Consider the following 26714-nt stretch of genomic DNA (forward strand, 5'->3'; position numbering starts at 1 on the left):
AGGAACCTATGTTAGTTTACGAGTTGCTTTTAGGATAGCTTGTTTTCTGTTATCAGTGATCTCTAAGTCCACTGAATCAAAAAGTTTTTGCATGACCATCATACCACGCATTAGTGTTGCAGTGGAAGAAAATTTACCTCTTTGGATATCATCTTCTAAATTAAAATCTTTTACAGTATTGATCATTTCAATCGTAAACACTTTTTGTTTATCGATTTGGAAGGTAACTTCCACACCACCACCATCACCATACTTGGCGGCATTTTCAACGGCTTCTACGGTGGCGATACAAAGATCCATCCGTAACTCTTCATCAATTCCATTCCGTTTGAGAAAGTAGGCAAGTCTAGCTCGCACATACTGCATGGGGTTATAGTGAAGTGCTCCAAGGATCACAAAAGATTCTGATGTTCCCATCTTTCGGATGATGGGAGACTCGTCTGTAATGTAATACTCTCGCGGGTCAATGGGGTTTGTGGTGATGAGTCCTTCTTTGACAAACTCATTCATCACAGTGGTGACAGTTTCCAAAGTTACGTTTGGTACATCTTTGAATTTTCTCTGGGTTTCCATAAACACCCAAGAGGTAAAATCGTTCACATTCCCCGAAAGTCCATTGGAGAACAAAGTTTTGATTTCTTTCTCTAACTCGGTTCTGGAGAGAGGGAACGGCATATATTCCCATTTCAATGGGAACGGAGGAACTGTAAATTGTTTTATACCTTAGGGATTAGTCCTTGTTTTTTCTTGGCGCAGTGCTTCATAAAGGATGATGGCAACAGCATTGGATAAATTGATCGAACGACTCGTTTCTGCCATAGGAATCGAAATGATTTGGTCAGAAGGGTGACCTTTGTGTATTTCTTCTGGAAGCCCAGAGGTCTCACGACCAAATAAAAACACATCCTGCGAGGAGAATGAAACATCCCAATAAGTTTTTTTCCCAAACTTAGATACTAAGAAAATTCGTTTCCCTTCCCTTTGTTTTGTCCTTTGGAATTCTTCAAAGGAAGGAAACTGAGTCAAATCCAAGTCCTTCCAATAGTCGAGTCCCGCCCTCCTCACTGCCTTTTCAGAAAGATCAAAGGCTGGCTCACCCACAATGGACAGAGGAACCCCCGCATTGACACACAAACGGGCGATGTTGCCAGTGTTAGGTGGAATTTCTGGCCGATACAATGCAACTTCCAAGGAACTACTTCTTCTTTTTTTGGTTTTGGTTTTCCAATGATTTTTTTAAAGCAAGGCCAAAACTGGAAACCGAAGGATTAGACTCATCTTTAGAAAGATACTCTTGGTATTCCATTCTGTCTTTTGCTTCCGAAGCTTTGGAGATTGATAAAGCAATTTGCCTTTTTTCAGGATTGATTTCCAATACAAACACTTCTAGTTTTTGGCCAGGTTGGAAGATTGTGTTCAATGGAGTTCTTTGTGGGATTCCCGTTTCTTTGTTGGGAACAAGACCAGAAAAATCTTCTCCCAAGCGTACAAAAAGTCCGAATGGTTTGATGGATTCTACAGTACCTGAAATGATATCAGATTCTTTAAACGGAAGTTTGCCAGACCAAGGATCTGACAAAAAGTCTTTTACACTGAGGGAGATTTTATTCGTAGACCAATCCAAAGTTAGAATTTTTGCACGGAGTGTTTCTCCTACTCGAAACTCAGTTGTGAGGTCTGGACTTTTTTTGTATGTTGCTTCGGATTGTGGAACTAAGGCGTCAAGTCCATCCATGTCCACAATGAGTCCAAACTTATGAATACTTTTGACAGTGCAGGACACAAACATTCCTATCTTCAATTCATCACGTAACAATTGTTTCTTGGTTTCTCTTTCTTTATCAGCAATTTTCTTTTGAGAAAGTAGGATTTTGGATTGTTTTTTCCCAAGTTCCGAGATAATAAACTTAATCCGTTTACCAGAAATATTTTTACCTTTGAGTGAAACATCCAATTGGCTAAACGGAACAAAAGCAGTGTAACTACCGAGTTTCACATCCCATCCACCATTCCCTTCCAATAATAGTTGGCCAAGAACTGGGATTTCAAATTGATTTGCGAGTTCTAAATTTTCTTCTGTTAGGTTGTCTTGCGAGAGACAAGTCGTGAAATAAAAATCACCAGAATTTTCTTTTAAAAAATATACGAGAAGAGTATCACCAATGTTTGGTAGAACTTCTTCTCTCCATTCTTCTGTAGAGATATTACCAATGACCTTATTGTCAATGGTTCTAATGAATACATAATCATTCTTAACAGCTGTTACTTTCGCTTCATGGCGTGAGCCAGGTTCAATGGATTGTCTTTTTTTAAAACTTTCTTCTAATAAACGGTCAAATTCTGAGGATGGGCCTTTCATTTTGCGGTTCCTTCCTTGGCGGGTTTGGAGGTATATACCAATTTTCCTCCCAATACCATGGATTCAATTGGAAATATTCCTGAGGCACGTTTCAGAGGATTTTCCGTTAGGATCGAAAAATGGGCAGGTCCTCCCACTCGGAGTTTGCCTCCATGGTCAGCACCTAGGTATTGGCAGGTTCTTTCTGTCAGAGTTTGGATGATACGACGCCGTATGATGGGTAGGCTTTCCTCATCTTTTGGGATGGAGAGAATTGAGTACGTTTTCCGTCCAAAAAGTAAGTCCCAAATATTTGAGGTTATTTCGTTTGGCCTTTCTTCTTTTTTTGCATCTGATTGGAGTAAGGATTCCCAAAGCCGAACTTCCACAATGGCAGCTTGGCCAGGGAATAAACCCCAGTGGCCGGCTCCACTCGCAAACAGTAAATTGGAGTGTGTTTCCTTTTCCAATCGGAACTGGGATGCAAACACAGAAAAAGGAACGCTTGGAAACGAATCAGAATTTTCCTCTTCGGGAACAAGTGACTCTTTCCAATACTTCGCATAATGGGAATTGAGTTTAGCCCATTGGGATTGTTCTTCTTTCCAAACCTCTGGGTTCTTTTTTAATTCCTGGAGGTACAAAATGCCAAACATAGGTGCCCATAAAAAGTTTCGTTTCTGAGCTCGGAACAAATTGGTTCCTTCTGGCATCGGATGGAATAAGACAGAAAATCCTGTATCCAAGGCATCTTCCCAACTGGTTTTATCAGCGAAGGTATAAGCTAGAGCCAAGTGTCCATTTTCTTCCAATTCCTTTCGTTTGGAAAAAAGTTCTGTCTGCGAAAACCCGCGGTTGTCCATTTCCTTCAGAAAAATGGGGAAGTGCCTATTTCGTTTTGGGTCAACTGCCCCTCTTAAACCAGATTGGTAAATGGCACCATCACCAGCGTTTAGTTCTGGATACAATATTGGTTTTTGCGATTGGGATAGGATGGGGCCATTCCATTTTGACTTTGCCATTTCCTTTAGTAGTGGTGCCAAATTAGGATCCGCAACGGATTCAATATGGCTAAATCCAGCAGATAAATACCCAAGCAGGACTTTGGAAAGTTCTGACCTGGATGTTTTGCCCCCAACTGCATTTGCCCCGATGGTGACCGAAGCATCACAAAACCCTGGCAGAACAAACTCAGGGTTCGGAATTTCTTTTGCCTGTTGGATGGAAACGATTTTACCCTGCGCCACATCAACATTCACAAATCCAGAAAAATTGGCTTTTTCACTGTCCCAGATCCGAACAGATTTCATTTTCAATGATTGCGACAAAAGAATCGAGGGGGCAATGGCCGATAGGAATAAGGTGAGGGATAGAAGCCTGCGGTTTTTCATGCTAGCGGTCTTAGTACCTTGACAGTAAGGACTAGAATGGAAAAGATTTCGGGTATGGGAAAGGAAACAAGCGAGATTTCTGATCACATCAAATTACATATCGAAAACGGGAAAATTCTCTCGCTAAAGACCCATCGGGTCTCCAAATCCGTCGAGGAACACATCAAGGAGGCCGTAGGCCTCATCTTGGACAGACTCACTTACCCTACCCTTGTTCCCACTCTCTACACCATCATCAAAGAACTCGCCATCAATGCTTGTAAGGCCAACCAAAAACGGGTCTTTTTTGAAGAAAGGGGTTATAGTATGTTAAACCCTTCCGAATATGCAAGAGGGGTTCGGGAATACCGGGAGATGTTTTCGGAAGAAATGTCGAACGAGTTTGGGATCAAAGCCAAAAAAAAAGGATATTACTGCCTCATTAACTTTAAATACAACGATGATGGTATCATCATTGAAGTGATCAATAATACACCCATTGCCAAAGAAGAAGAAAAATCGATACGAGAACGATTGGAAAAAGGTATGATGTATGATGATATCGCTCAGTTTTATATCGACAATGCTGATACATCAGAAGGTGCCGGACTTGGTCTTGCGCTCATTCTCATCATGTTAAAAGGGGAAGGGATTGATCCTAATTTTTTTAGAATCATCATTGGCGAAGATTCCACCATTGCAAGATTGGAAATACCTTTAACGGAAAAGTTTATTTCCCAACGCGATTCTAATTAACCTCTCAATGACATCAATTCCCCTTTCTTGTACCATCATCACCTTAAACGAAGAAGACAATCTCAGTCGTACGCTCCAAGCGATTTCCTTCATCGAAGATATCGTTGTCGTGGATTCAGGTTCCACTGATGATACTGTGAAGATCGCTAAATCATTTGGTGCACGTGTTTACCATCATGAGTTTCAAAACTATGCTGACCAAAAAAACTTTGCGATCACAAAAACAAAACATGATTGGGTCCTTGCCATCGATGCTGACGAAGTTGTTTCCCCTAAACTAAAAGAAGAAATTCTTTTTCTTTTTTCAAAACTTCCTTTAGAAACAAAGGGATATCTCGTCCCCAGGCTTACCTATTATTTAGGCAAATGGATTCGATTTGGCGGTTATTATCCAAATTACCAAATGCGTTTGTTCCAAAAATCAGAAGGACAGTTTAGCGGTGGTTTGGTGCATGAAAGGGTAAAACTCAATGGGAAACCATCAAGGTTAAAAAATCCACTTTTCCATTATTCTTACAAAAACATTTCAGATCATTTAAAGTTTATAGATCGTTATTCAAGTTTGTTTGCAGAAGAAGAATTTAGAAAAGGAAAACGATCTTCAGTTTTTTGGGCTTTCTTAAAAGGATGTTTTAAAGGATTTTATATGTATTGGATTCGACTGGGAATCCTAGATGGAAAACAAGGTTTTGTCCTTGCTCTCCTTGGGTTTTATTATAATTTTTTGAAGTATTTGAAGTTGTATGAGAAATCGAACTCAGTCCCTTCTTTCTTTATTATGGTTGATTCGATTCATGATGTAGAGAGCAAAAAATCCACCAAGAAAAATAGCGACCAAATTCACGTTTGATAATTGTGTTGATCCAATTTTCGGTGACATGAGCCACATGATGATGTCTCTGATGTATGTTTGTAAGGTAGCAAATACAATCAAAGCCCCAATCCCTGCTACAAATGTGGATCCCCAAAACTTTCCTAGTAGGTCTTTTCGTTTGTAATAATAAAAATAATAGGCACAGGCTGCGGATGCGAGAAAAAAGAATAAAATATCAACGAGAATTGTCCATGGTTCTGATGGTGCGGCAAGCGGTAATGAAATCATTGGTCTTGTACCTGTCTATTACCTATTTTCGGTAAGCCATTGTTTAGTCCATAAGATAAAAAAAGAGGTTTTCCTTGTATTCAAAACACACAGAGATCTTTGGCATATTGGGATTTCCCTTAGGCCATACCCTATCCCCTTGGATCCACAATACTCTATTCAAACTCAGTGGTTATGATGGAGTGTATCTTGTTTTTGAAAACGAACACTGGAAACAAATCGGATTAAAACCTCTCCTCGATTTAGGTGTCAAAGGAGTTTCGGTTACGATACCATTCAAAGAATGGGCGTATACGCAAGCAACCGATGTCTGTGAAGCCTCAAAGACAATGGCAGCATCCAATACACTTCTCTTCCGAAATGGAATCAGTGCTGTGAATACAGATGGTACGGGAGCATTGGAGTCGATCAAACAAATGAATTCAGATTTGGTCAATCCGGGAATTGAAAAAAAAATTTTGGTCTTAGGGAGTGGTGGAAGTGCCAAAGGGATTTTATTTGCCATCGCAAAAGAATTAGAAGGGAATCACAAACAACATTCTTTCAAACGAAAAGTGCACATTCTTGCCCGAAACAAAGAAGCCAAAAATGAAATCGAACAATCGTTAGGAAATCCCGCATGGCTCGAACAACCTTCAAAAGAGGAAGTGATACAAAATAGAGAAGAGTATGATCTCATCATCCATACAACACCACTGGGGATGAAAGGAGTTGGTGGTGAACCAATTTTAGACTCTCATTTTTTTACAAAAAAACACACGTTATTCGACATTGTTTACAACCCTTTGGAAACTGAGCTTGTAAAAGAAGCTAAGAAAAAAAAGGCAGAGATTATCCCTGGTTATCATATGTTACTGTACCAAGGGATCAGACAATTTGAACTTTTTACTGGCGAAACTCTAAAGAAAAAGTGGATCCAAAAAGTGGAATCCATTTTACTGAAAGAATTAAAAAATAGAAAATAAATAGTAACTCCCTTATTTGTTTATAATGCAGTTCATAGAGTTTTTAAACCAAAGGCAAAACATTGAAAAAACTAGAAATTTTAATGTCTTCCAAAATTACACCCTCGATGGATTAAAACCTGTATTTGAACATATACAAAGTTCCTTTGATCAAAAAAAACCAAAACCCATTAGGATCAGTGTTGTTGGGACAAATGGAAAAGGTTCCACCTCACACTACTTAGCCTGTTTATTCTCTAAATTAGGACACAATGTTGGACTCTATACTTCACCTCACCTACTCACACCTTTAGAAAGATTACAACTGGTGAGAAAAGGTGAACCATCCCTTCCAAATATAGCGGATATAAATCTTTGTTTCCAAAACTTTTTTTTTGAAGATTTGAAACGTTATGAATCTTTGTCTTACTTCGAATTTCTCACTGTATTTGCGTATCGATTTTTCCATGAACAAACTTTGGATGTGGAAATTTGGGAAGCGGGTCTTGGAGGAAGGTTAGATGCCACAAAACTTGTAGAAGCTGACTATATTGTCCTTACCAAAATTGGACTCGATCATTCTGAAATTTTAGGAAACACGAAAGAAGCCATTTGCCTAGAAAAACTCGGCATTACGAGTGATAAAACTTTGTCTCTATTTGCGTTTCAAGAAGAAGTGGAAACACTACCCGAATCTTTTCACACTCGGCCGAAAAAAGATACAGTTCCCCTCCATGTGATTTCCGTTCCACCTAAAGAAAGTTATTTGGAGACTAATTTTCTTTATGCAAAAAGTATCGTTTCCAATATTCTGAAGGAACAACAAACGTCAGTTTCCGACATTCCTTTTACTTCCATTCGAAAACCGAAAGGAAGGATGGAAGTCCTGTCGAACACCCCAATTGTCGTTTTTGACCCTTCCCATAACCCAGATGCCATCCGCACCACCTCACATGAATTTGCGAAAAACCATAGAAAATTCCATGTTGTACTGGGAAGCCTTCCCGACAAAGACCTGGCTGGGATTCTGAATGCCCTACCTGAACCAAACCTAGAAAGCCTGATCCTTTGGGAAGGAGAGGGTTTTGGTCGTTTCCCTGCCCCTACAGTGCGGCTCCATGAGAGAACCATCAGACAAAGTTCCCATCCCGAGTTAGTTCCCTTATTCCAAGGCGAAATTCCGGTTTTGGTGTTAGGAAGTTTCCGACTTTATGGAATTGTGGCAAATTTAATACAAAATACAATAAAGATGTAAAATTGGACTTTACAAATGAATCCTGAACGAGATTGTTCTTTTAGGAAACATCGTTCAGGACTATGCAAACTCCAAAAGAACATACTAGAAAAGAAATTCTACAAGCAGCTCGTGAAGAGTTCATCCAACTTGGTTTTGAAAAAGCCAGTATGCGAACCATTGCCAAAAAAGCAAAGGTCTCAACGAGTAATATCTACAATTACTTCGAAAACAAAGAACACTTACTGACAGAGATCTTACAGCCAGTGTTATCGGGACTTGAGAAAGCATTCGCCTATGTATCACATCCCGATTATTTTGAAAAAAGGTTTAACGACAGTTATGAGACGTGGAGAGAAAGATTCCACATCGCTCTGGATTATGTGGATACAAACAGGGATGATTTTATCCTGCTCCTCACAAAGTCTCAAGGGTCCCATTTGGAGGAATTTCCAGAAACTGTCCTCACAAGACTTACTAAAATCAATTTTGAGCAATATTCAACTTTCAAACAAAAAAATCCAACGTATAAAGGTGAAGTAGATGAGTTTGTGGTCCGTAACATCTTATCATTTTTCCTGAATATCTTTGTCCAAATGGTAAGACAAGGGATTTCCAAACAAGACATGCTTGTTTACCAAGATAGTTTCCTTAAATTTTTGCATTTTGGATACAAAGGATCGATTGCCTCCGATTTGAACTGAATCAATCTGGTTCTCAATGGGAACCGATACCAAAATTAAAATCTGTGGAATCAAAGATTTTGCCACACTTGAGTTATGCCACGAACTCGGTGTGGACTTTGTTGGTCTCAATTTTTCACCCAAATCACCTCGTGGAATCAATCGAAGAATAGCAGAGGAAATACTTTCCATCCGCCACTTACCAGGATTTCCAAAACTTGTTTTTTTATTTTTTGAAAACTCCACTGAAGAGATCCTTTCTCTCACAAAAGAATTTAAGCCAGACCTAGTCCAACTGATTCGTGGTGATCATTTTCTCACAAAAGAAATTTGGGAAACTTTCACAAATCAAAAACAATTACTCCCTGCAATCCGAATCCAATCACCCATCGATTCAGACGAAGAATTAGAACTTAAGTCTCCTCTTGTTATATTGGATAGTTTTCAAAAAGGACTCGGTGGAGGCAGTGGACATATATTCCCTTGGGAATATGTAACCAAAGTAAAACGACCTTATCTACTTGCTGGAGGTATCACTCCAAACAATGTCCAGTTAGCTCTGAATACATTAAAACCTTATGGAATCGATGTAGCAAGTGGAGTGGAAACAGACGGCAAAAAAGATCCTAATAAAATCAAAGAATTGGTACAAAATGTCCGAAACTTATGAAGCTTTAAATACTCCTGTTATGCGCCAATATCTGGAAGTAAAGGAACAACATCCAGATGGAATCGTATTTTTTCGGATGGGTGATTTTTACGAAATGTTTATGGATGATGCAAAAATTGCCGCACAAATTTTAGACATCACACTTACCAAAAGGCAAAACCAAATCCCAATGGCAGGAATTCCATACCATGCCACAGAGAGTTACATTTCAAGACTGATCTCTGCTGGTAAAAAAGTCGTAGTATGTGAACAAACAAAACCTGACGACCCAAAAGCAAAAATTATGTCAAGGGAAGTTGTGCGCATCATCACACCAGGAACTGTCGTAGAAGACAATTTACTCGGTGGTTATCAGAATAATTATTTATCTTTGTATTATAAGGAAAAATCTTCCGTCTACTTAGCGTTTGCCGATGTATCCACTTCGGAACTTGTTTATTTTTACTTTTCTGAAACGGAAAAAGAAAGGATTTTGGATACGATCAAACGATTTTCTCCTAAGGAGATGATTTATACAGAGGAAATCCCTCCCCTTGCAAAAGAATCCAAAATTATCCTATCCCAAATACCAAAAGAATACCTTCCCAAAAAAAAAGGAGCAGGAATCGATACCGTTGTACATGTATTAGATGCATATTTGCAATACAATTATAGAAATCAAAACTTTGTCTTCCAATCACCAAGACGTATTGATGAAAGCGAATATTTAGTCCTCGACGAACAAACAGTTTCCCATTTGGAACTGGTTGAAAATCCCAACGACAAAAACCACACTCTATTTGGAGTCCTCAATCGTTGTATCACTGCTACAGGAAAACGGTACCTCAAACAAAGGATCTTATTTCCGACTAGGGATGAAAAAAAAATCAAAGACCATTGGGACAAAATTGAAATTTTAACTCAGAACAAAAAAGAACGAATCAAAATCAAAGAATCACTTGGGGATCTCATTGATTTAGAACGTGTGATCACACGTTTCCGTGTGGGGAAAGCTTTGCCTCGCGATTTTCGTGGGATTGAAAGAAGTTTAACAGCTGTCAGCCACATGAAGGAAATTTTAGATGGAATTGGATATGACTTTTCCAAACTTCCAAAAGATTTAGAAGTGCTAGTATTAGAATTTCAAAAAACCCTTTTTGATGGCGAACTGCCTGTTTTTTTAGGAAACTCACCTTTTCTAAAATCTGGTTTTGATAGTGAGTATGATGATGCCATACTAGCCCGAGAAAAAGGGAAAGATTGGATCTTGGAACTTGAAGAAAAAGAGAAAAAAGAATCTGGTTGTTCTAGCTTAAAAATTCGTTACAACAAAATCTTAGGTTACTTTATCGAAGTTTCGAAAGCCCAAGCAAAAGATGTCCCTTCTCATTTTTTAAAAAAACAAACTCTTGTCACAGGGGAAAGGTTTACTTCTCCTAAACTCGAAGAACTGGAACGAGCCATCTTACAAGCGGATGAAATCATTGAACGAATCGAAAAACAAGTGTTTGATCGTTTGGTGGCAACATGTATTTCACTTTATGAAGCATTTTTAACTCTATCCAATGAAGTTGCATCTTTGGATTACCATTTGTCCCTAACTGAAACCAAAGAAGAATACCAGTGGACAAGGCCCGAGATTAGAACTGATGGAATCATTGAATACATTGAATCTCGTCATCCTGTCGTGGAAACATTTTTACCAATTGGTGAACGATTTGTTCCTAATACATTGGAACTCAATCCAAAAGAAAACGCAATCGCAGTGTTAACGGGTCCGAATATGGCGGGTAAATCTACTTTTATGCGCCAAATTGCCATTAACCAAATTCTCTTTCAGATGGGTTCCTATGTTCCTTCTAAAAAAGCATCCTTATCCATCGTGGATCGTATTTTTACAAGGATTGGATCAGGTGACAACTTAACTAAAGGTGAGTCTACTTTTTATGTAGAAATGAAAGAAACAGCTACAATCCTAAACCAATTCACGGAAAATAGTTTGATCCTTTTTGATGAAGTGGGTCGTGGAACATCAACTTATGATGGTTTGTCGATCGCTTGGGCCATCTTAGAATTCTTAAGTAAAAATTTTCCGAAACCAAAAACCATTTTTGCTACACATTACCATGAATTAACGGAACTCGAAAAAGGTGCCGGTATTTTTAATCTTTATTTAGATACTTTTGAAAAAGATGGTGAAATTTTATTCTTAAAAAAAGTAAAAAGAGGAAAATCAAAACAATCCTTTGGAATTTACGTCGCAAAATTGGCAGGCATTCCAGAATCCGTATCGGAACGTGCGAAAGAAATTTTATCAGGAATCGAATCCAAAAAACGCGAAATCAAAATCAAAAACGAAGAACCAAGTTTGTTCGGAAATTTAATTGAAAAAGAAACTAAGGGATTATCGGCTAACAAAGAGAAAGTGCTAAAACGAATTTCAGGGCTCGACCCTAACAAAATTCCACCACTAGAAGCTTTGTCAATATTGGATGAATTAAAAAGAACTCTCAAAGAGGAAAACTAAAGCAGATAAATCTGTAAATTCGATCCAATTGATGATTTGGTCTTTCAATCCTTGTTTGGCATGAATTCCTATCCCAATCCCTGCTGCATTTAACATCAAAGCATCGTTGGCTCCGTCTCCTACAGCAACCACACGTTCGAGGGGAACTGAAAATTCATTCGCATACTTTCTTAAGTACACTTCTTTTTTCTCTCGATTGATGATCTCACCAACGATTTGGCCTGTAAAAAAACCATCCTTTTCTTCAAGTCCATTGGCTCGAAAAAAATCAACAGGGTATTTTTTTGAGAATAATTCTAAAACTGGACTAAAACCACCACTTAAAATTCCAAGCTTACATCCGTTTGACGAAAGAAATTGGAATACAGTTTCCATTCCATCATTTAAATGCAAAAGATCATACACTTCTTTAAAACTTTGAATCGAAAGACCAGCCAAATGTTTCACTCTGAGACGGAGGGCTTCATCAAATCCCATGCCCCCTTCCATCGCTCTTTTTGTAACACTTGCTACTTCTTCGAATACTCCATGTTTACGAGCAAGTTCATCGATCACCTCTTCTCTTATGACTGTGGAATCCATATCAAATATAAAGAGAGATGTTTGTTTTGTCGGTAATAAGAAAGGTAAGTATAATAAATCTATTTTGTATTTTGCAAACCTTTCTCGAATTGTAACAATTTGGTTTCGGTTCCAGGATTCCTCTATAAGGATACGAACAGAGTGAAGGCCGTATCGTTCCGAATGAGAAATAGTTTTAGGATCGATTGTACCAGAGGATGTAAAAGGATCAACCTTACCATCTTGGAAGGAATCGAAAATATGATTGTTAGGAATGGGATTATGCGAAATAAGAAGGATTGAATTCATTCGTTATTTTTGTAAATAGGGTCTCAGTTTTTTACCCCAAAGTTCATATCCTTTTTCATTAAAATGTAAACTATCACCATTCGGACGAATGAATTCTTCACTTAGAGTTGGTGCATCTGGTTTTCGCATAATGTCCCAAACTTCTATGTATTCTACATTTTGTGTAGTACGAGCCACTTGGTTTAAAAATAAATTATAAACAGGAACAATTTGATTCAATTCCTTCACACGAGTTGGCGGAACTGCAATGAGAAAAATCCTAGTTTGGTGGTTATGAGAATGGATTTTTTTGATGATCATAAGTAGATTATTTTGCACAAGACTCAAACATTTGCCTTGGATAAAATCGTTTCCACCAATTTCAATCACAACAGTTTTCGGCTCTAATCGTAACACGTCCTCATCGATACGAGTGAGTAAGGTTTCTGTCATATCACCACCTATCCCACGATTGGTGACGGATTTGCCTGGAAACTCTTTCACCATTAGTTCTGGTAAAAACAAATGTACCAAACTATCACCAGTAAAAACAATTTCCGAATGTTTGATTTTAGTATTGTCTTCTGCGTATAACAAACGTGTTGGGAGCCAGGCCTTTTCGATGTATTTTTTAAAATTAACATCATCGCGCCAACCCGGCTCTGCAAAACACTGGAAGTTAGAGTCAAAGTAATCTCGTTTTGAGGTGGTTTTACAATTTGTAACACTCAAAACTAGGGTGATCGAAACACCCCATCGAAGGAAGAATTTAATCCTGTTCTTGCGGTTCATTCATTCGGAAGCGCTTTTGCCAATCTTTGATTTGGGCCTGCGCATATTCTTCCGTGTCACAAATCCGAAATTCAATCGGGTTATTTGTGGTTGTTTCGATGAGTTTGGCTTCGATATACCCGTTCTTTAACTTGGTTGTCTCAATGCGATATCTCATCTGAATAGCTCCAAAAACCAGGATTTAATTTCCACGTATCTTTGCAATCTCTTCTAAAGTTTCATCCTCTTTGTATTTTCCAAAGAGAAAAATTGCAAGTAAACAGAATGCAGAAGCGAGAGGTCCTGTCAATCGAACTCCCAGTTCCCCACCAGCTTCTACTTCTTCGACTTTACAAATGGTAGATTCCATACTTATTTTTGCCTCAGACTCACTATTTTTTTTCAGTTCTGACTTAGATTCGGACACAGATGGAGCAATGATTCCTGTTACGCTAGGAGAAACTTGTTTTTTAGAATCACGGTCAAGCCCAAGCAAAATCACAGAACTAAAGATTAATACGGCAAGTGTTTGTCCTAGTTTTTGCATAAAAGTCCTTCCTGCATAAAAGAGGCCTTCTCGTTTGGAACCTGTTTTTAAAGAATCAAGTTCAGCAATATCTGCTAATATTGCATTTGGTAATATACCAAGGATTGCAATTGGTATGGCAGCAACTGCTACGATCATATAACCTTGGATATACGGGGACAATGGCAAACTGTTTTTCCCAATAAAATAGATGGATAAAAATAAAGCTAGGAAAGTGTAAAATCCAATGAGAACAGTTCTCTTTTTCCCAATTTTCCGTGCGACAAAATTGACAACAGGGTAAAAGGCAAATGATACGAGTAACATTACAGTGAGAAGTTGTGTGACAAACTCCCTTTCCAATTCCAATAGTACTGTTACGTAGTAAGAAATACCGGTTGTGAGAATGGTGAGTGCGAGGAAATAACACAAATCAGAAAGTGCAAAATACAAAAAGTTTTTGTTTTTGAATGTGAGGACAAGTGCTTCCTTAAATGGAACACTTGATGCCTCAGATTCACAGTATGTTTTTTCGTGGATGGTAAATACGGGGAAATACATACAAATCGCAGCAAAGATACATAGGATACCCAAAGCATATTGCCTTGCGACAAGAGTTTGCACAGAAGCATCTGGATCAAAAACAAAACTCGATTGTAAAACATTAGCAATCATAGGCTCTGTGGAGGCAACAATGATCCCTAATGCATAAGTAACTGAGATGTAAGTGGATAAATTGAGTCGTTCTTCGGGAGTATGTCCAAGCTCAGGGATGAGTGCAAAAAATGGTGTGACATACACTGTTAAAAATAGATAGAAGAGCAACATAAAACTCGTCATCCAAACCAAGTTCGTCGAAGAGACGAAGTTATGTGGTGGAACAAAGATTAACCAACAAAAGACGGCAGAAGGGATTCCACCCAGAAACAAAAAGGGAATTCTCCTTCCAAATCGTGAAGAAAAACGATCGGAAGAGTTCGCAATGAGTGGGTCAGTGAATGCATCCCACAAACGGCCAATGGCAGCTACCACACCGATGGTGGAAAGGCCCCAAAACGCCATTTTTTCAATTAGATCCGGGAAACACTCCTGTCCGGGTTTCGGAGCTGGAGGTAGGTAAAAATAAACTTGGTGTAGGCCAATGATGTTGATGAGTGTAGACCAACCAAGTTGGCCTACCGCATAACTAATTTGTTTTCCAAATGGTAAAGACGGTTTTTGCATGTGTATCACTAGAGGCGGTAAAGTAGGAGCATGATACCGCCAAAAGTGAAAAAGGCAAACTACTTTTTGTGTTTATAGAGTTCTGGAAAGTTTTTCTCGTCGTATAAAAACTTTGACTCGTAGTCTTCCCAACCTTCTGGGATTCCTTCTGTAAATTCTGGGACCATATTACAATCACGAATGAGATTCATTGTTTGTTCCATCTCACTTCCTTTTACATTCAAATAACCTTCAGCAAAAAGGGAATTGGCAACATACAATGCAATTGACTGTAAGGAACCCAAATGCCCTTCGCGACCTGCACCAACTCGGATTTCAGAGTCTGGATTCACCAAACGGAACACAGACAACACTCTGATACAAAACTCAGGAGTGAGTGGTGACTTTTGGATGGCATGACCTTTGATGGGGATAAAAAAGTTCACAGGAATGGAGATCACACCAAGTCGTTTGAGTTCAAACGCAACTTGTACGATGTCTTCCAATGCTTCACCCATACCCACAATGATCCCTGAACAAAGTCCAATCTCTGCTTCTTTAGCTGCCTTAAGTGTAGTTAGTCGGTCTTGGAAGGTATGAGTGGAACAAATTTCATTGTATTTGGATTCAGATGTATTGAGATTATGATTGTAACGATCAAGACCAGCGTCTTTTAACGTTTTTGCTTTTTTGGCATCAAGGATTCCCGCAGAAAGACAAACCTTCATTCCCAATTCACCATTGATTTTGGAAATGGTTTCCGCTAGTTTGTCGACAGCTTTGTCGGTTGGTCCTCTGCCTGATGTGACCATACAAAAACGATACGCACCGTTTTCTTTTGCCTTTTTGGCATCTTCCCAAATTTCTTCAGGTAATTTTAAGGAATACTCTTGGATCCCTGATTCTCCACCCTTTCTTTGCGCGCAGTAACCACAATCTTCTGGGCAATATCCGTTTTTGATGTTATCTAAAATATGAATGCGAACTTTATTGCTGAAATGACGGAATCGTTCTTCCGAAGCTTTTGCGACGATAGGCAAAAAGGGAACCTCTCCTTTTAAAATTTGGAGGGCTTCTTCCTCGGATATGATGGAGGGAGAGGAAGAGGTCGTTTTTTCTTGGATAGTTGCGATCATGAAAACAAAATCTTTTCTGAGCGTGACTCTGTAAACGAAGAAAATGGAGGTAAGGAGTTAGTCTTTTTCTGGTTCTAAAAATCCAAGAAGTGTCGTTTCCAGTGCCAAAAATATTTTTTCAAGAGAAGGGTCTGAAATGGTATAGGGAGGAGTGATGTAAATGGTTCGTCCCAAAGGTCTGAGTAAAATATGAAAATTCCGAAGGGAGTTTTTGATTTGTTTTCCGATGGGATTTAAGTACTCGTCATGGGCAACAGGTTCCTTCCATTCAAATGCAAAAATTCCACCCATCACTCGGACATTTTCAACTGACGTACCCATTTTTTTTTGGAAGGAAATTGCATATAGATTTAGTTTTTTTTCCAATTCCCTTACTTTTGTTAGACCAAATTCTTGTAACATAGAAACGGACGTATAACCAACGCTACATGCAAGTGCATTCCCTGTCATGGTATGTGCATGAAAAAATGACTTGTATGGATCTTTTGAAAGAAATTGTTTATAAATAAAATCAGAGACAAGGGTTGTTGCAAGAGGCAACATTCCACCTGTAAGTCCTTTGGCTAAAATCAGTAAATCTGGAACCACTTCCGCCTTCTGGTAAGCAAACGGTTCTCCCAATTTTCCCATGCCTGTAAACACTTCGTCAAAGATCAGCAAAGTGTCTGTACTCGTTGCTAAGTCTCTCAGTTTGGTTAAAACCTTTTTGTCATAAAACAACATTCCATTGGCACCAAATACCAAAGGTTCAATCACGATTCCTGCATATTCATTTTGTTTGATCGAAAGTTCTAAATCTGCCAAACATTCTGTATCACAATTCGTAGGTTGTTTCCCCCATGGACAGTTCATACAGTTGGGCGCTGGGAACTCCTTTGTTGGGAATCTTAACTCTGAAAAAATACGATTGAAGTAATTTTTTCCAGATACATTCATTGCCCCAATGCTATCTCCATGATAAGAATTGGAAAAAACGATAAACTCAGATCGAGCTTTAAAATCAGGATGATTTTGGTAATATTGGATTGATAATTTTAAAGCAATTTCAATCGCATTTGATCCGTTATCCGAATAAAACACTTTTTTAAAATCAAAATTTGTAAGTTCTAATAATGATTTCGCTAAATTTTCAGCACTTTCATGTATGTTGCCAGCAAGCATCACATGATCCAATGTTTGTAATTGGTTTTGTAAAGCAGAGATGAGCCGAGGATGTCTATGACCATAAATCATCGTCCACCAACTGGAGATGGCATCAATCCAAACATTTCCATCTTCATCCGTTACAAATTCGTTCTCAGCGGAAACAATGTTTAATAGGGGTTCTGATTCATCTTGGATTGTAAGTGGAACCCAAGTATTGGTAGTAACTGGATTAAATTTCATCTTCAGCATTTAATACAACATCAATCACATTTCGGTCTAAATCAAAATGGGTAGAGGCAAAGGTGTTAAATTCATCAGAAGATAATTTTTGATCAGGAAAGTTTGTGATACCTAAAAGAGAAACTCCACCTAATTTTTGTATCATGGTCGCATTATCTTCTTGTAGTTCATTCTTTGGACCCACTAAATAAAATCCATACACAGGAATAAACCTAGATGTTAATACTTCCAATGTTAAGAGTGTATGGTTGATGGTTCCAAGTTCTGTGGAACCAACCACAACCACTCCTAAATTGGATTCCTGAATGGCACGTATGGTTAGATAATTTTCAGTTATGGGGACGAACACTCCCCCTGCACCTTCAATCAGTGTATTGTTATTTCTTTCTTTGGAAATCAAAGACAAAAGCGTTTTTGGGTCGATGGATTGGCCTTCCAACCGTGCCGCGTAATGAGGGCTTGCTGGTGTTTTAAACTCAAAACCGGGCTTTAGAAAATGCATATCAGGCAAATGGGTTGTGTTTTGGACAAAACTTGTATCGTCTGCACTGATGGTCCCTGTTTGGATGGGTTTCCAATACCGAAAACCATACTTTTTAGCATATTTTGCCATAAAGAGAGAGGAAAAAAATGTTTTGCCTACGTCCGTTCCGGTCCCCGTTACATAAAAAGCTTGTCCCATAAGAGCAAGTTTTATCAATTCCAGGCCTCGTCTATCCGATTTATATAGAAGAGGCAATATGCAACTTCCCCTTTGGAAATCCATTCTCAAACGCGATGATAACCCCATCACAGAGATTTCACATTTTTTACGTGAAACTGCAATCTTTGAAGGTATGTCACGGAGGACACTTCGTGAAGTAGCAAGGCTCATCCATAAACGAAAGTATTATGCAGGTGAAACCATCTTTTTTCAGGGACAAGCTGGAACGGGAGTTTATCTGATTTTACAGGGAAAAGTTGAAATTTTTTCTGAACGAGAAGGAGTGACTTTAAAGCTCGCCGAACTCGAAAAAGGTGCTTTTTTTGGTGAACTTGCTCTTTTCCAAGATTTTCCACGGTCAGCTACTGCTGTTGCACTTGTTGATTCCATTTTACTTGGCTTTTTCCAACCAGAGTTAAAAACGTTATTAGAAACAAAACCGAGAGTTGGAAACGATTTACTGCTTAGTTTTGCATCGATCATTGCTGATAGACTTCGCAAAACGAATGATACATTAGAATCAGCTTACTTTAAAAGTAAAAAGAATAAACCTAAATGATCTTTAAAGAAAATAGTATATCATCACTAGTTTTACGATCTGCCTTTTTTGGGCTAATTGCATTAACTGTTTTAATTGGTATTGTGGGTGTAAAATTTTTAGCAATTCCACTTCTCATTTCAGGAATTCATTTTTATATTTTCCATGGAGTTGTAGATTACTTTGAATCGAGAGGGATCCATAGGGCATTCACGATCATCATAATCTTTTCTATTTTGATTGCTGGAGCATATTGGTTTTTAGCATTTTATTTGCCTAACTTGTTTGAAAAAGCACAACCAATAGTTTCGGAATGGTCCACAAAAATGGATGATCCAAACTTCCAATTGCTCGATTTTACAAAACTTCCTGTTGTTTCTAAAAATCCGGAATTATGGAAAAAAATAATCAATCCAGAAGAGATTGCGAAACTTACTACCAATAACTTAGAAGAATTTTTACGAGGAATTGTTGTAATGATCCCAACATTTATCAGTTGGATGATCATCATTCCTATCATTAGTTTCTTTTTGTTACTTGATGCAAACCTAATCTACAAAACAATGATTAGTTTTATCCCCAATCGTTTTTTTGAAATGTTTCTTATGGTTTTTTATCGTATGAACCAACAGATCACAAGTTATTTAAAGAGTTTAGTGATCCAATGTGGAATCATGGCAGTCGTTGCTTCTCTTGGATTTTATATTGTGGGTGTGAAATTCTTTGTTCTGTTTGGAATATTTTTAGGAGTTGCCAATTCGATACCTTACTTAGGTCCGTTAGTTGGTGCCATCCCTCCCATCTTATTTGCCATTTTGTTTCCAGAAATGTCACCTTCCATAGGTTCCATTGCATTCGTTGTCATTGTAGCTCAATTGGTCGACAATGCGATAGTCCAACCTGTTGTGATTGCAAATGCTGTATCGTTACACCCACTTGCGATCCTCATTGGAATTGCAGTTGGTGGAAACTTTTTTGGTATTTTTGGAATGTTATTAGCCATTCCCGTTTTATCGATTTTAAAAGTGACCATTGGCATTTTGTACCATGCGCTAAAGGAACACCAAATCATTTAAAATTCTATCTTAGGATACGAGAGAGGAAGGAATTTTGGCTTCGTCCAAAATTCACTCTTCTCGTTTGTTCCACTTACCCATTTCTGAGAACAAAATCCCAAATAATGTGAGAAAGGAACCAATGGCGCCGATCGTACCGAGTCTTTCACCTAACACAAGATAAGCCAAGAAAAACGAAAACACTGGTTCCAAACTATAGAGTAACCCTGCCCTCGCAGGAGAAACTGCCTTTTGGTACCTTGTTTGGATTTGTGTTGTGAAGATTGTTGCAAACACAGATGTATATATGATACCTATCCAGAATTTTAAATCAAATTGAACATTGATGGTTTGTTTTAAAAATATGGATTCAACAGGAAAAAGAAAACTAGAGACAATCGCTATCAGTAAAATTTCAAACGATACTAAAATCTGAGATGGAATTTTTTTCGTGAAAATATCGATGAGAATGATATAGACAGCAAAAAAAAACGCTCCTATTAAAGTGAGACCATCACCAAGCCCAAATCCCAAGTCACCTCGGAACTCATCAAAGGTTTTACCATTTTGTGAAATACAAAACAATCCGATCACTACAATCACAACCGCTATCCATGTTCGTAGAGATGGTAATTTTCGTTCGATGGCAATTTGTAGTAATGGCACAAAAATCACGTATGCACCTGTCATAAATCCTGATTGGGTTGCTGAAGTGTAAACAAGCCCAATGGTTTGAAATGCATACCCAAGTAAGGCTGAACAGGCGACAAAAAAAGCAGGGAGAATGTAATCCAATCGTCGATTTGCTTTGGAAAATAAGGTTTTCCGATAGAGTAATAATGTGATGAAACCAGCAACGGAAAATCGAACTGCTAAAAATAAAAAAGGAGGAACCGAATCAAGCGCAAGTTTGATGACCACAAACGTTCCACCCCAAAGAATGGCGGCAATCACCAAAAACAGTTCTGGAGTGAAGATCCTAGACATGTAAGGTCAATCTTTCTAGGGAAATACGGATAGCAAGGAAAAGATGAATTGGAAATTTAAAATCAGAAAACCTCAGTTGGGAACTCCATTAACTTGGGAATTATACTTCCCTCCGGGGACTTCGACTTGGGTGGGAGAAAAGGTAAAAGAAATTTTAGACCATGTCCCTCTCCCCAACCAACCAGAAGCCAATGTCCGTGTATTTTCGGAAAAAATCAAAATTGAAAATGTAAACCCTCACCAAATCACGTATCTTTTATTCAATGGTTATTTCATTCGAGACCTTCGTCTTGTGATAGCCAGGACCAATGATTGGGACATGTCAGCAGACAGACGAGACGAAGAATGGGACCGCATCCTAACAGAAGCAGTAAATATCGCAAAACCGCTGTTTACTGATCTAGAAACTAAGTTTTATGAAATCAAACAAAACTTACACATCAGTTTTTTTGAGGAAGAAGTCACTGTCACTCTATCCGTGTTAGGGGAACCTGGTTACAAAAGAGGAATCAAAGCAAATTTTCCCACAAGTGCACCCATCCCAGAGGACTTAGCTCACATTTTAACTGAGCAATGTTTTCAAATTTTTTCCATCCCAAAAGAAAGTGTTCAACTTGTTTACATTCCGTTTGCAGGAACAATGACATTTGCCACCGAATGGCGATTAGCCGAAGAAAAAATTCCTTATTTAATTCTCCCTAGAGATTTGGTATGGAAAAAGTTGAATTTATTCCCTACAAAATCATGGGAACATTTCCTCAAAAAACGAGATTCTTTAAATACAAATTTAAAACTCACGCCAATGGTCATCCAGGATACAGATCCAGCCCTTGAACCCTATTGGCAAAAGGAAATGGACCATTGGAGAAAATGGATCCATGTTGATACCATTGACCATACTATTTCCGACTTTTTAAAAACATTTCCCGTTTTTCCAGAAGGGAAAGAATCCTCTACTCATTATTTTTTACCTTTGAATCCACCATATGGGTATCGAAAAAATGAAAGGATTGGTCCTGATGAAAAGTTATATTCAAAAATTGGAAAACGACTTGGAGAACTTTCCCAAGTCTTACAAAATGAAATTCCTCTCATTGGTTATATCCTATGCCCAACAGAAGAAAAGTGGAGTGAATGTATGAAGGACTTGCGGGCATTTACGAAAAAAACTATTCATGTAACTCATGGAGGCATCGATTTACGCGTGTTATTCTTTCATTCGGAGGGAAAACCTGAAAGACGTTCAAATAGAATCTAGTTGGAAAGAGGTTTTACAAGCAGAATTTGCAAAACCTTATTTTACAAAATTACGGGAATGGGTAAGAGACGAATACAAAACCAAAATTGTCTACCCTCCTGCCAAGTATATATTCAATGCATTTGATTTATGCCCTTTTGATCAGGTAAAAGTGGTAATCATTGGCCAAGACCCTTACCATGGACCAGGACAAGCTCATGGACTTTGTTTTTCTGTATTGGATGGTGTTCCGTTTCCTCCTTCTCTCCAAAACATTTTCAAAGAAATCCAAGATGATACGAAAAAACCAATCCCAAAGTCTGGCAATTTAACTTACCTTGCCAAACAAGGAGTGTTTTTACTGAATGCAACACTCACGGTTGAAAAAGACAAAGCAGGTTCCCACCAAAACAAAGGTTGGGAAGAATTTACAGATGCAGTGATCCATATCTTAGCAAATCAAAAATCAAATTTAGTTTTTTTACTATGGGGATCCTTTGCACAAAAAAAGGAAATTTTAATCCCACCAAACAAACACTTGGTGCTAAAATCAGCACACCCTTCTCCACTTTCTGCTTACCGTGGTTTTTTGGGGAACCGTCATTTTTCGAAAACGAATGAATACTTAAAATCAATAGGAAAAGAAACCATTGACTGGTAATGAAAAAAAGGGCTATTTTTTTGTATTTTTAACCGGAGTTTTCTTCGCATTTGAAGTCATCGGTTTTAAAGAAGTATTTCGAAGATATAGTTTATCTCCTGAAATGGCTGCCTTATTCGGTGTTGGATTTGCCTTTTTGGTGGTGAGTCCTTATTTTCTGACTTCAACACATCGCCGAAAAAAAGTAATGTTAACGTTTAAACGAGATGGGAAAATTTTACTCATTGGGACTTTATCCAATGCCATGGGAATTATCTTATACTATTATGCTTTAAAACAAACTGACTTAGGACCCGCGGCAATTCTCATCAAAACAACCGTATTGTACAATGTTTTACTAGGAGTTGTTTTCCTTGGTGAGAACTTAAAATATAGAGAAACCTTTGGGATCATCATTTCCATGTTTGGAATATATTTCATCTCAACCTTAGAGGGTCAAATCCATTGGCTCGCAGCAATTTGTATACTGGTCAGTGCTTTTTTGTTTGCGATTCAAAGTTATTTAATTAAAAAATTCATCCCTGAAATTTTCGGTTTAGAATATGCCTACTTACGTTTATTGTTGTTATGTGTGTTTTTCTTTTTTTATTCACTTAGTATCGGGTCTTTTTTAGTACCTAAATTTTCAGTCGTATTTATCCTTGGGGTCTGTTCATTACTTGGTTATTTTTTAGGAAGAGCTTTTTACTTTGAAGCACATAATTATTTACCTATCAGTAAACTAAATGCCACTCTTCTCATTGAACCAATTTTTTTGATGTTTGTTGGTATATTTTTTATGAATGAACCGATCGACATACAAAAACTAGGTGGTGGTACTCTCATTTTACTTGGTTTGTATTTAATTGTATTCCATAAAAGGAAGTCTAAACAGAATGAAACAACCGAATCAAATATTGAATGAAGAAACAATTGAAACTTTCTTAAAGGATTTTCCTCAATGGAAGTATACAAAGGAACAAACACTCTCTTATCTTAGTTTTGAGCATTCATTTGTTTCCTTTACGAGTGCATTTTTGTTTTTAACAAAACTTGCATTCGTATCGGAATCGTTAGACCACCATGCAGAAATTTGGAATGTTTATAACAAAGTCCGACTTAAATTATTTACACATGAGACAAATGCGATCACTTCCAAAGATTTGGAATTGATTCGAATTTTAATGGAGAATACAAACGAGTTTTTGTAAAAAGCGGATGGGTTTGTGGACAAAAAAAACCGGAGTTGGAATCCAACACCGGCTTTTTCCTTAAACAGTGATTAACTGATTAAATTTCGATTTTGTAACCTACGCGGTAAGTTTGTCCACCGATTACCACTGGGTAAGCTACCCAAGGTGCAAGAGCGGAAGCTCCTCCAACCGATGCAACTCCACCAACGCCCATTCCTGCAGAAAGGATCGTTTCTAATTCGAAGAAAAGGTGACCTTTGTCAGTTACTTTTGTTTGCGCACCCACAAGCCAGTTTAAACCAAAACCGTGTGCACCAAAACGTACGTTTTCTTTGTTGATTCCAGGGTTTGGAGCATCGCTAAGAAGTGATCCACCAGGTCCTAAAACTCCAGGCGCGAAAGTTTGGAGTCCTGGGTTATTGATGGTTCCAGAAACTCCCCACCATCCGTGGAAGTAGTTTACCCCTGCTCCGACGTAAACAGCAGTGTCATTTGCAGCATTGTATAATTTAATCCCTAAATAAGTAGGAACTGTCCAAGCAGTGTATTGCCACTCTTGGTCTAACCATTTGTATCCCATAACCGTGGAAGATGTTTCACCACCAGAGATTTTCGTAGTATAGTTCACGTTGATTCTCCAAAAAAGACTTGGAACTCCGAAGACTCCTTCTTTTTCGTAACCGACGTTTACGTTACCACCAACCATAGCTCCGCTTGTTTTTGCACCAACAGCACCACCAGTTGTTCGTTTCAAACTGATTAGAGTGTTTTCAGCATAAATAGCTTTTTGAAGTGAACCAGTTGGAGCACCAGTTCCGCTCAATTGTGGGTTTCTAGAATCTAGACCATCTTTCGTAATTGTTCCGCCGAGTTGTGCAAGGTCAAATTGCATACCAAGACCGATCATAAAATAAGAACGAGGACCAGATTGTGCGCTAAGGCTGCCAGCCAAGCACATAAGTAAGAACCCCATCATTCCAAAGCGTAGAGATTTCAGCATTTGATGATTACTCCTTAGTGAGTGTTTCCTGAATTTTTTTCATTCCTGCGGACAAACGAATACTGTGAGCAGTCGTTCATACCGACAATTGCAATGAAACTAGTGCTTCTCATAAGATTTGTCAAATAAAATTGTTAAATCTTCTCGAAAATTGTGTTAAATGTGGAATTTCGAATGAGTCTAACCCGGTCTAAACAACTTTTTCTTATTTGCAGATTCCTTTGGCTTTTTGTTCTTTTTTCTACCACTCTATTTGCGAAAGAGAGAAAGGTGATTCGTTTTTCAGGCGAATTGTTGAGTTGGGAATCAGAAGGTGAGAACTCACATTTTGTCTTTTTAGATTCTACTAACTTACGGGAACGAACCATCCATTGTGATCCTGATACCATGTCCCTTAGTTTTGGGAATAAACAAAAAGGAAACCTTCACGTAGAAGGGAAAGCGACACAAAGTACACCCACTTCCGATACTTGGCTCTGCGTGGGCAAACCACATGTGTTCCAAAAGTACCAAGTGAATTCTCCCAGTCGTTCCTCCCAAACCAAAACCCTCCAGGGCCAGGTGGTAGAGGCAGATCCAACAACAGGGCAAATTGTATATCTCGTCAGAGGAAGGAGGTTTTACCTCACAATTAGTCCTATGGAAGCAAAGGAAATGGCAGATGCCCTTTCTCAATTGAAAACCGTCTCCATCGATGGGGAATACAGGTATGACAGGATCAAACGTTATTATGTAAAAGATTGATGAATTTTTGTTCGCAAGCCTGGCATGATTCTTTGGAATGGATTTGATGCAGGCTTTTTTGGTTTTAGCAAACGGAACGGTCATGAAAGGCCGATCCTTCGGTGCAAATAAGAATTCGATCGGCGAGGTAGTGTTTAATACCTCCATGGCGGGCTATCAGGAAATTCTAACTGACCCTTCCTACAAAGGTCAACTTGTCACACTTACCTACCCTATGATTGGGAACTACGGAATTAACCCAGACGACATGGAATCAGATCGAATCCAAGCTTCTGGTCTCATTGTCAAAGAGTATGTCAAACGACCTTCCAATTTCCAATCCAAAGAAACACTCAGTGATTTTTTAATCCGATTTGGAGTGCCTGCCATCGAAGGGATTGACACCCGCAAACTAACGCGCATTATTCGCAATTCAGGTGCCATGAACTGTGGTATTTTTATCAGTGAAACGTATGAAGATTCCTTTTTAGAAGCTGTCAAAAATGCTCCGAGTATGGAAGGCCAAGACCTTGCTCAAGTGGTAACATGTGAAAAACCGTATGTATTTGGTGCACATTCTCCAAGCAAATTCAAACTAGCAGTTTATGATTTCGGAATCAAACGTAACATCTTACGTTTACTTGATTCCGCTGGGTTTAATGTTCATGTATTCCCTGCCAAAACAAAAGCTGAGGATTTATTGAAAGATGGTTTTGATGCTTTTTTCTTATCCAATGGCCCGGGTGATCCTGCCCCATTAGATTATGCAATCCAATCAGCAAAAACGATCATGGATGCAAAAAAACCATTGTTTGGGATTTGTCTTGGCCACCAAATCATTGGCCTTGCACTGGGAAAAAAGACTTCCAAACTCAAATTTGGTCATAGAGGTGGGAACCACCCTGTGCGAAATGAAGAAACAGGAAAAATTGAAATCACTTCACAAAACCATGGCTTCCATGTGTTAGGTGAATCTTCTCCGGATATGCCCATCACTCGGATCAATCTTTTTGACAATACAGTTGCTGGCCTAAAAACCAAAGGTTTACCTGTTATGGCGGTGCAGTACCACCCAGAAGCTTGCCCTGGTCCCCATGATTCAACTTACCATTTCCAAGAATTTTATACTATGGTAGAATCCTCAAAATCCTAAACTTTGTTAAA

General features: G+C 38.5%; 29 protein-coding genes. 15 read left to right on the top strand and 14 right to left on the bottom strand.

The annotated features are described in order from the left end of the window. Positions 1-6 precede the first annotated feature (6 nt). From DI076_RS09675 to DI076_RS09690, 4 genes are read right to left on the bottom strand one after another with little or no spacing between them, the layout of a single operon-like run. The gene (locus DI076_RS09675) at positions 7-675 is read right to left on the bottom strand and encodes an ATP-binding protein (protein WP_108959714.1); all 669 of its coding nucleotides are present in this window, start codon (positions 673-675) and stop codon (positions 7-9) included. 48 nt (positions 676-723) lie between these two features. Beyond that, entirely contained in the window at positions 724-1191 is a 468-nt protein-coding gene (locus DI076_RS09680; RefSeq protein WP_108959715.1) for a tRNA (cytidine(34)-2'-O)-methyltransferase, read from the bottom strand. Between the two features lie 4 nt (positions 1192-1195). After that, the gene (locus DI076_RS09685) at positions 1196-2359 is read right to left on the bottom strand and encodes a S1 RNA-binding domain-containing protein (protein ID WP_108959716.1); all 1164 of its coding nucleotides are present in this window, start codon (positions 2357-2359) and stop codon (positions 1196-1198) included. Continuing rightward, positions 2356-3648 carry a hypothetical protein gene (locus DI076_RS09690; RefSeq protein WP_245918359.1) on the bottom strand — a complete coding sequence of 431 codons (1293 nt, stop codon included), beginning with the start codon at positions 3646-3648 and terminating at the stop codon, positions 2356-2358. The genes DI076_RS09685 and DI076_RS09690 overlap by 4 nt, the downstream gene beginning before the upstream one ends. A gap of 117 nt (positions 3649-3765) precedes the next feature. On the opposite strand from DI076_RS09690, the gene DI076_RS09695 reads away from it, so the two are divergent. Then, positions 3766-4464, top strand: coding sequence for a histidine kinase (locus DI076_RS09695; protein WP_100716302.1), 699 nt, complete (start codon positions 3766-3768; stop codon positions 4462-4464). 7 nt (positions 4465-4471) lie between these two features. Next, complete coding sequence (locus DI076_RS09700) at positions 4472-5314, top strand: glycosyltransferase family 2 protein (protein WP_108959718.1); 843 nt, start codon at positions 4472-4474, stop codon at positions 5312-5314. Here the strand turns inward: DI076_RS09700 and DI076_RS09705 are convergent. Further along, positions 5222-5566, bottom strand: a complete 345-nt coding sequence (locus DI076_RS09705) for a hypothetical protein (protein WP_012387849.1) — start codon at positions 5564-5566, stop codon at positions 5222-5224. The two genes, DI076_RS09700 and DI076_RS09705, sit on opposite strands and share 93 nt — an antisense overlap. A gap of 74 nt (positions 5567-5640) precedes the next feature. Between DI076_RS09705 and DI076_RS09710 the strand changes: the two genes are divergently transcribed. The 5 genes from DI076_RS09710 to mutS all read left to right on the top strand — a co-directional run bounded on the left by DI076_RS09710 (position 5641) and on the right by mutS (position 11603). Continuing rightward, positions 5641-6531, top strand: a complete 891-nt coding sequence (locus tag DI076_RS09710) for a shikimate dehydrogenase family protein (protein ID WP_108959719.1) — start codon at positions 5641-5643, stop codon at positions 6529-6531. 25 nt (positions 6532-6556) lie between these two features. Further along, the gene (locus tag DI076_RS09715) at positions 6557-7765 is read left to right on the top strand and encodes a glutamate ligase domain-containing protein (protein WP_108959720.1); all 1209 of its coding nucleotides are present in this window, start codon (positions 6557-6559) and stop codon (positions 7763-7765) included. 62 nt (positions 7766-7827) lie between these two features. Then, complete coding sequence (locus DI076_RS09720) at positions 7828-8448, top strand: TetR/AcrR family transcriptional regulator (RefSeq protein WP_108959721.1); 621 nt, start codon at positions 7828-7830, stop codon at positions 8446-8448. Positions 8449-8464: 16 nt separating this feature from the next. Beyond that, positions 8465-9097: a phosphoribosylanthranilate isomerase gene (locus DI076_RS09725; RefSeq protein WP_108959722.1), complete on the top strand. Its 633-nt coding sequence runs from the start codon at positions 8465-8467 to the stop codon at positions 9095-9097. Beyond that, positions 9081-11603 (top strand): DNA mismatch repair protein MutS, encoded by a 2523-nt coding sequence (gene mutS / locus DI076_RS09730; RefSeq protein WP_108959723.1) that lies wholly within the window; start codon positions 9081-9083, stop codon positions 11601-11603. Before DI076_RS09725 ends, mutS begins: the two co-directional genes overlap by 17 nt. Here mutS and serB read toward each other — a convergent pair. Genes serB through bioD form a run of 7 tightly spaced genes read right to left on the bottom strand, consistent with a single transcriptional unit; the run spans position 11574 to position 18156 of the window. Then, positions 11574-12473 (bottom strand): phosphoserine phosphatase SerB, encoded by a 900-nt coding sequence (serB, locus tag DI076_RS09735; protein WP_108959724.1) that lies wholly within the window; start codon positions 12471-12473, stop codon positions 11574-11576. The two genes, mutS and serB, sit on opposite strands and share 30 nt — an antisense overlap. 3 nt (positions 12474-12476) lie before the next feature. Beyond that, complete coding sequence (locus tag DI076_RS09740; protein ID WP_108959725.1) at positions 12477-13244, bottom strand: GDSL-type esterase/lipase family protein; 768 nt, start codon at positions 13242-13244, stop codon at positions 12477-12479. Then, on the bottom strand, positions 13222-13401 hold the full coding sequence (locus DI076_RS09745; protein WP_002975048.1) for a hypothetical protein: 180 nt from the start codon (positions 13399-13401) through the stop codon (positions 13222-13224). The genes DI076_RS09740 and DI076_RS09745 overlap by 23 nt, the downstream gene beginning before the upstream one ends. Before the next feature lie 24 nt (positions 13402-13425). After that, the gene (locus tag DI076_RS09750) at positions 13426-14973 is read right to left on the bottom strand and encodes an MFS transporter (protein ID WP_245918360.1); all 1548 of its coding nucleotides are present in this window, start codon (positions 14971-14973) and stop codon (positions 13426-13428) included. 59 nt (positions 14974-15032) lie between these two features. Beyond that, the gene (bioB, locus tag DI076_RS09755) at positions 15033-16088 is read right to left on the bottom strand and encodes a biotin synthase BioB (protein ID WP_108959726.1); all 1056 of its coding nucleotides are present in this window, start codon (positions 16086-16088) and stop codon (positions 15033-15035) included. A gap of 57 nt (positions 16089-16145) precedes the next feature. Next, on the bottom strand, positions 16146-17474 hold the full coding sequence (bioA, locus tag DI076_RS09760; RefSeq protein ID WP_108959727.1) for an adenosylmethionine--8-amino-7-oxononanoate transaminase: 1329 nt from the start codon (positions 17472-17474) through the stop codon (positions 16146-16148). Continuing rightward, a complete protein-coding gene (gene bioD, locus DI076_RS09765) occupies positions 17464-18156 on the bottom strand; it encodes a dethiobiotin synthase (protein WP_108959728.1) in 693 nt (230 codons plus the stop codon). The genes bioA and bioD overlap by 11 nt, the downstream gene beginning before the upstream one ends. Positions 18157-18214: 58 nt before the next feature. Here bioD and DI076_RS09770 point away from each other — a divergent pair, with 58 nt between their 5' ends. Then, positions 18215-18736: a cyclic nucleotide-binding domain-containing protein gene (locus DI076_RS09770; RefSeq protein ID WP_108959729.1), complete on the top strand. Its 522-nt coding sequence runs from the start codon at positions 18215-18217 to the stop codon at positions 18734-18736. Next, positions 18733-19791 carry an AI-2E family transporter gene (locus DI076_RS09775; RefSeq protein WP_108959730.1) on the top strand — a complete coding sequence of 353 codons (1059 nt, stop codon included), beginning with the start codon at positions 18733-18735 and terminating at the stop codon, positions 19789-19791. The genes DI076_RS09770 and DI076_RS09775 overlap by 4 nt, the downstream gene beginning before the upstream one ends. Positions 19792-19842: 51 nt before the next feature. On the opposite strand, the gene DI076_RS09780 is transcribed toward DI076_RS09775, so the two are convergent. After that, a complete protein-coding gene (locus tag DI076_RS09780) occupies positions 19843-20757 on the bottom strand; it encodes a DMT family transporter (RefSeq protein ID WP_108959731.1) in 915 nt (304 codons plus the stop codon). A 43-nt stretch (positions 20758-20800) separates the two neighbouring features. Here DI076_RS09780 and DI076_RS09785 point away from each other — a divergent pair, with 43 nt between their 5' ends. Genes DI076_RS09785 through DI076_RS09800 form a run of 4 tightly spaced genes read left to right on the top strand, consistent with a single transcriptional unit; the run spans position 20801 to position 23845 of the window. Then, positions 20801-22015, top strand: a complete 1215-nt coding sequence (locus DI076_RS09785; RefSeq protein WP_108959732.1) for a hypothetical protein — start codon at positions 20801-20803, stop codon at positions 22013-22015. Further along, the gene (ung, locus tag DI076_RS09790; protein ID WP_167396523.1) at positions 21942-22655 is read left to right on the top strand and encodes a uracil-DNA glycosylase; all 714 of its coding nucleotides are present in this window, start codon (positions 21942-21944) and stop codon (positions 22653-22655) included. Before DI076_RS09785 ends, ung begins: the two co-directional genes overlap by 74 nt. Further along, positions 22645-23559, top strand: coding sequence for a DMT family transporter (locus tag DI076_RS09795; protein ID WP_108959733.1), 915 nt, complete (start codon positions 22645-22647; stop codon positions 23557-23559). Before ung ends, DI076_RS09795 begins: the two co-directional genes overlap by 11 nt. Beyond that, complete coding sequence (locus DI076_RS09800; protein ID WP_108959734.1) at positions 23531-23845, top strand: 4a-hydroxytetrahydrobiopterin dehydratase; 315 nt, start codon at positions 23531-23533, stop codon at positions 23843-23845. Before DI076_RS09795 ends, DI076_RS09800 begins: the two co-directional genes overlap by 29 nt. 79 nt (positions 23846-23924) lie before the next feature. Here the strand turns inward: DI076_RS09800 and DI076_RS09805 are convergent, their stop codons facing one another. After that, on the bottom strand, positions 23925-24827 hold the full coding sequence (locus DI076_RS09805; protein ID WP_108959735.1) for a porin OmpL1: 903 nt from the start codon (positions 24825-24827) through the stop codon (positions 23925-23927). 270 nt (positions 24828-25097) lie between these two features. Here DI076_RS09805 and DI076_RS09810 point away from each other — a divergent pair, with 270 nt between their 5' ends. Together DI076_RS09810 and carA are read left to right on the top strand one after the other, a co-directional pair. Next, a complete protein-coding gene (locus DI076_RS09810; protein WP_245918361.1) occupies positions 25098-25571 on the top strand; it encodes a hypothetical protein in 474 nt (157 codons plus the stop codon). Between the two features lie 46 nt (positions 25572-25617). Then, positions 25618-26703 (top strand): glutamine-hydrolyzing carbamoyl-phosphate synthase small subunit, encoded by a 1086-nt coding sequence (carA, locus tag DI076_RS09815; protein ID WP_108959737.1) that lies wholly within the window; start codon positions 25618-25620, stop codon positions 26701-26703. Positions 26704-26714 lie beyond the last annotated feature (11 nt).

This window comes from Leptospira ellinghausenii (genome assembly GCF_003114815.1).
Lineage (GTDB): Bacteria > Spirochaetota > Leptospiria > Leptospirales > Leptospiraceae > Leptospira_A > Leptospira_A ellinghausenii.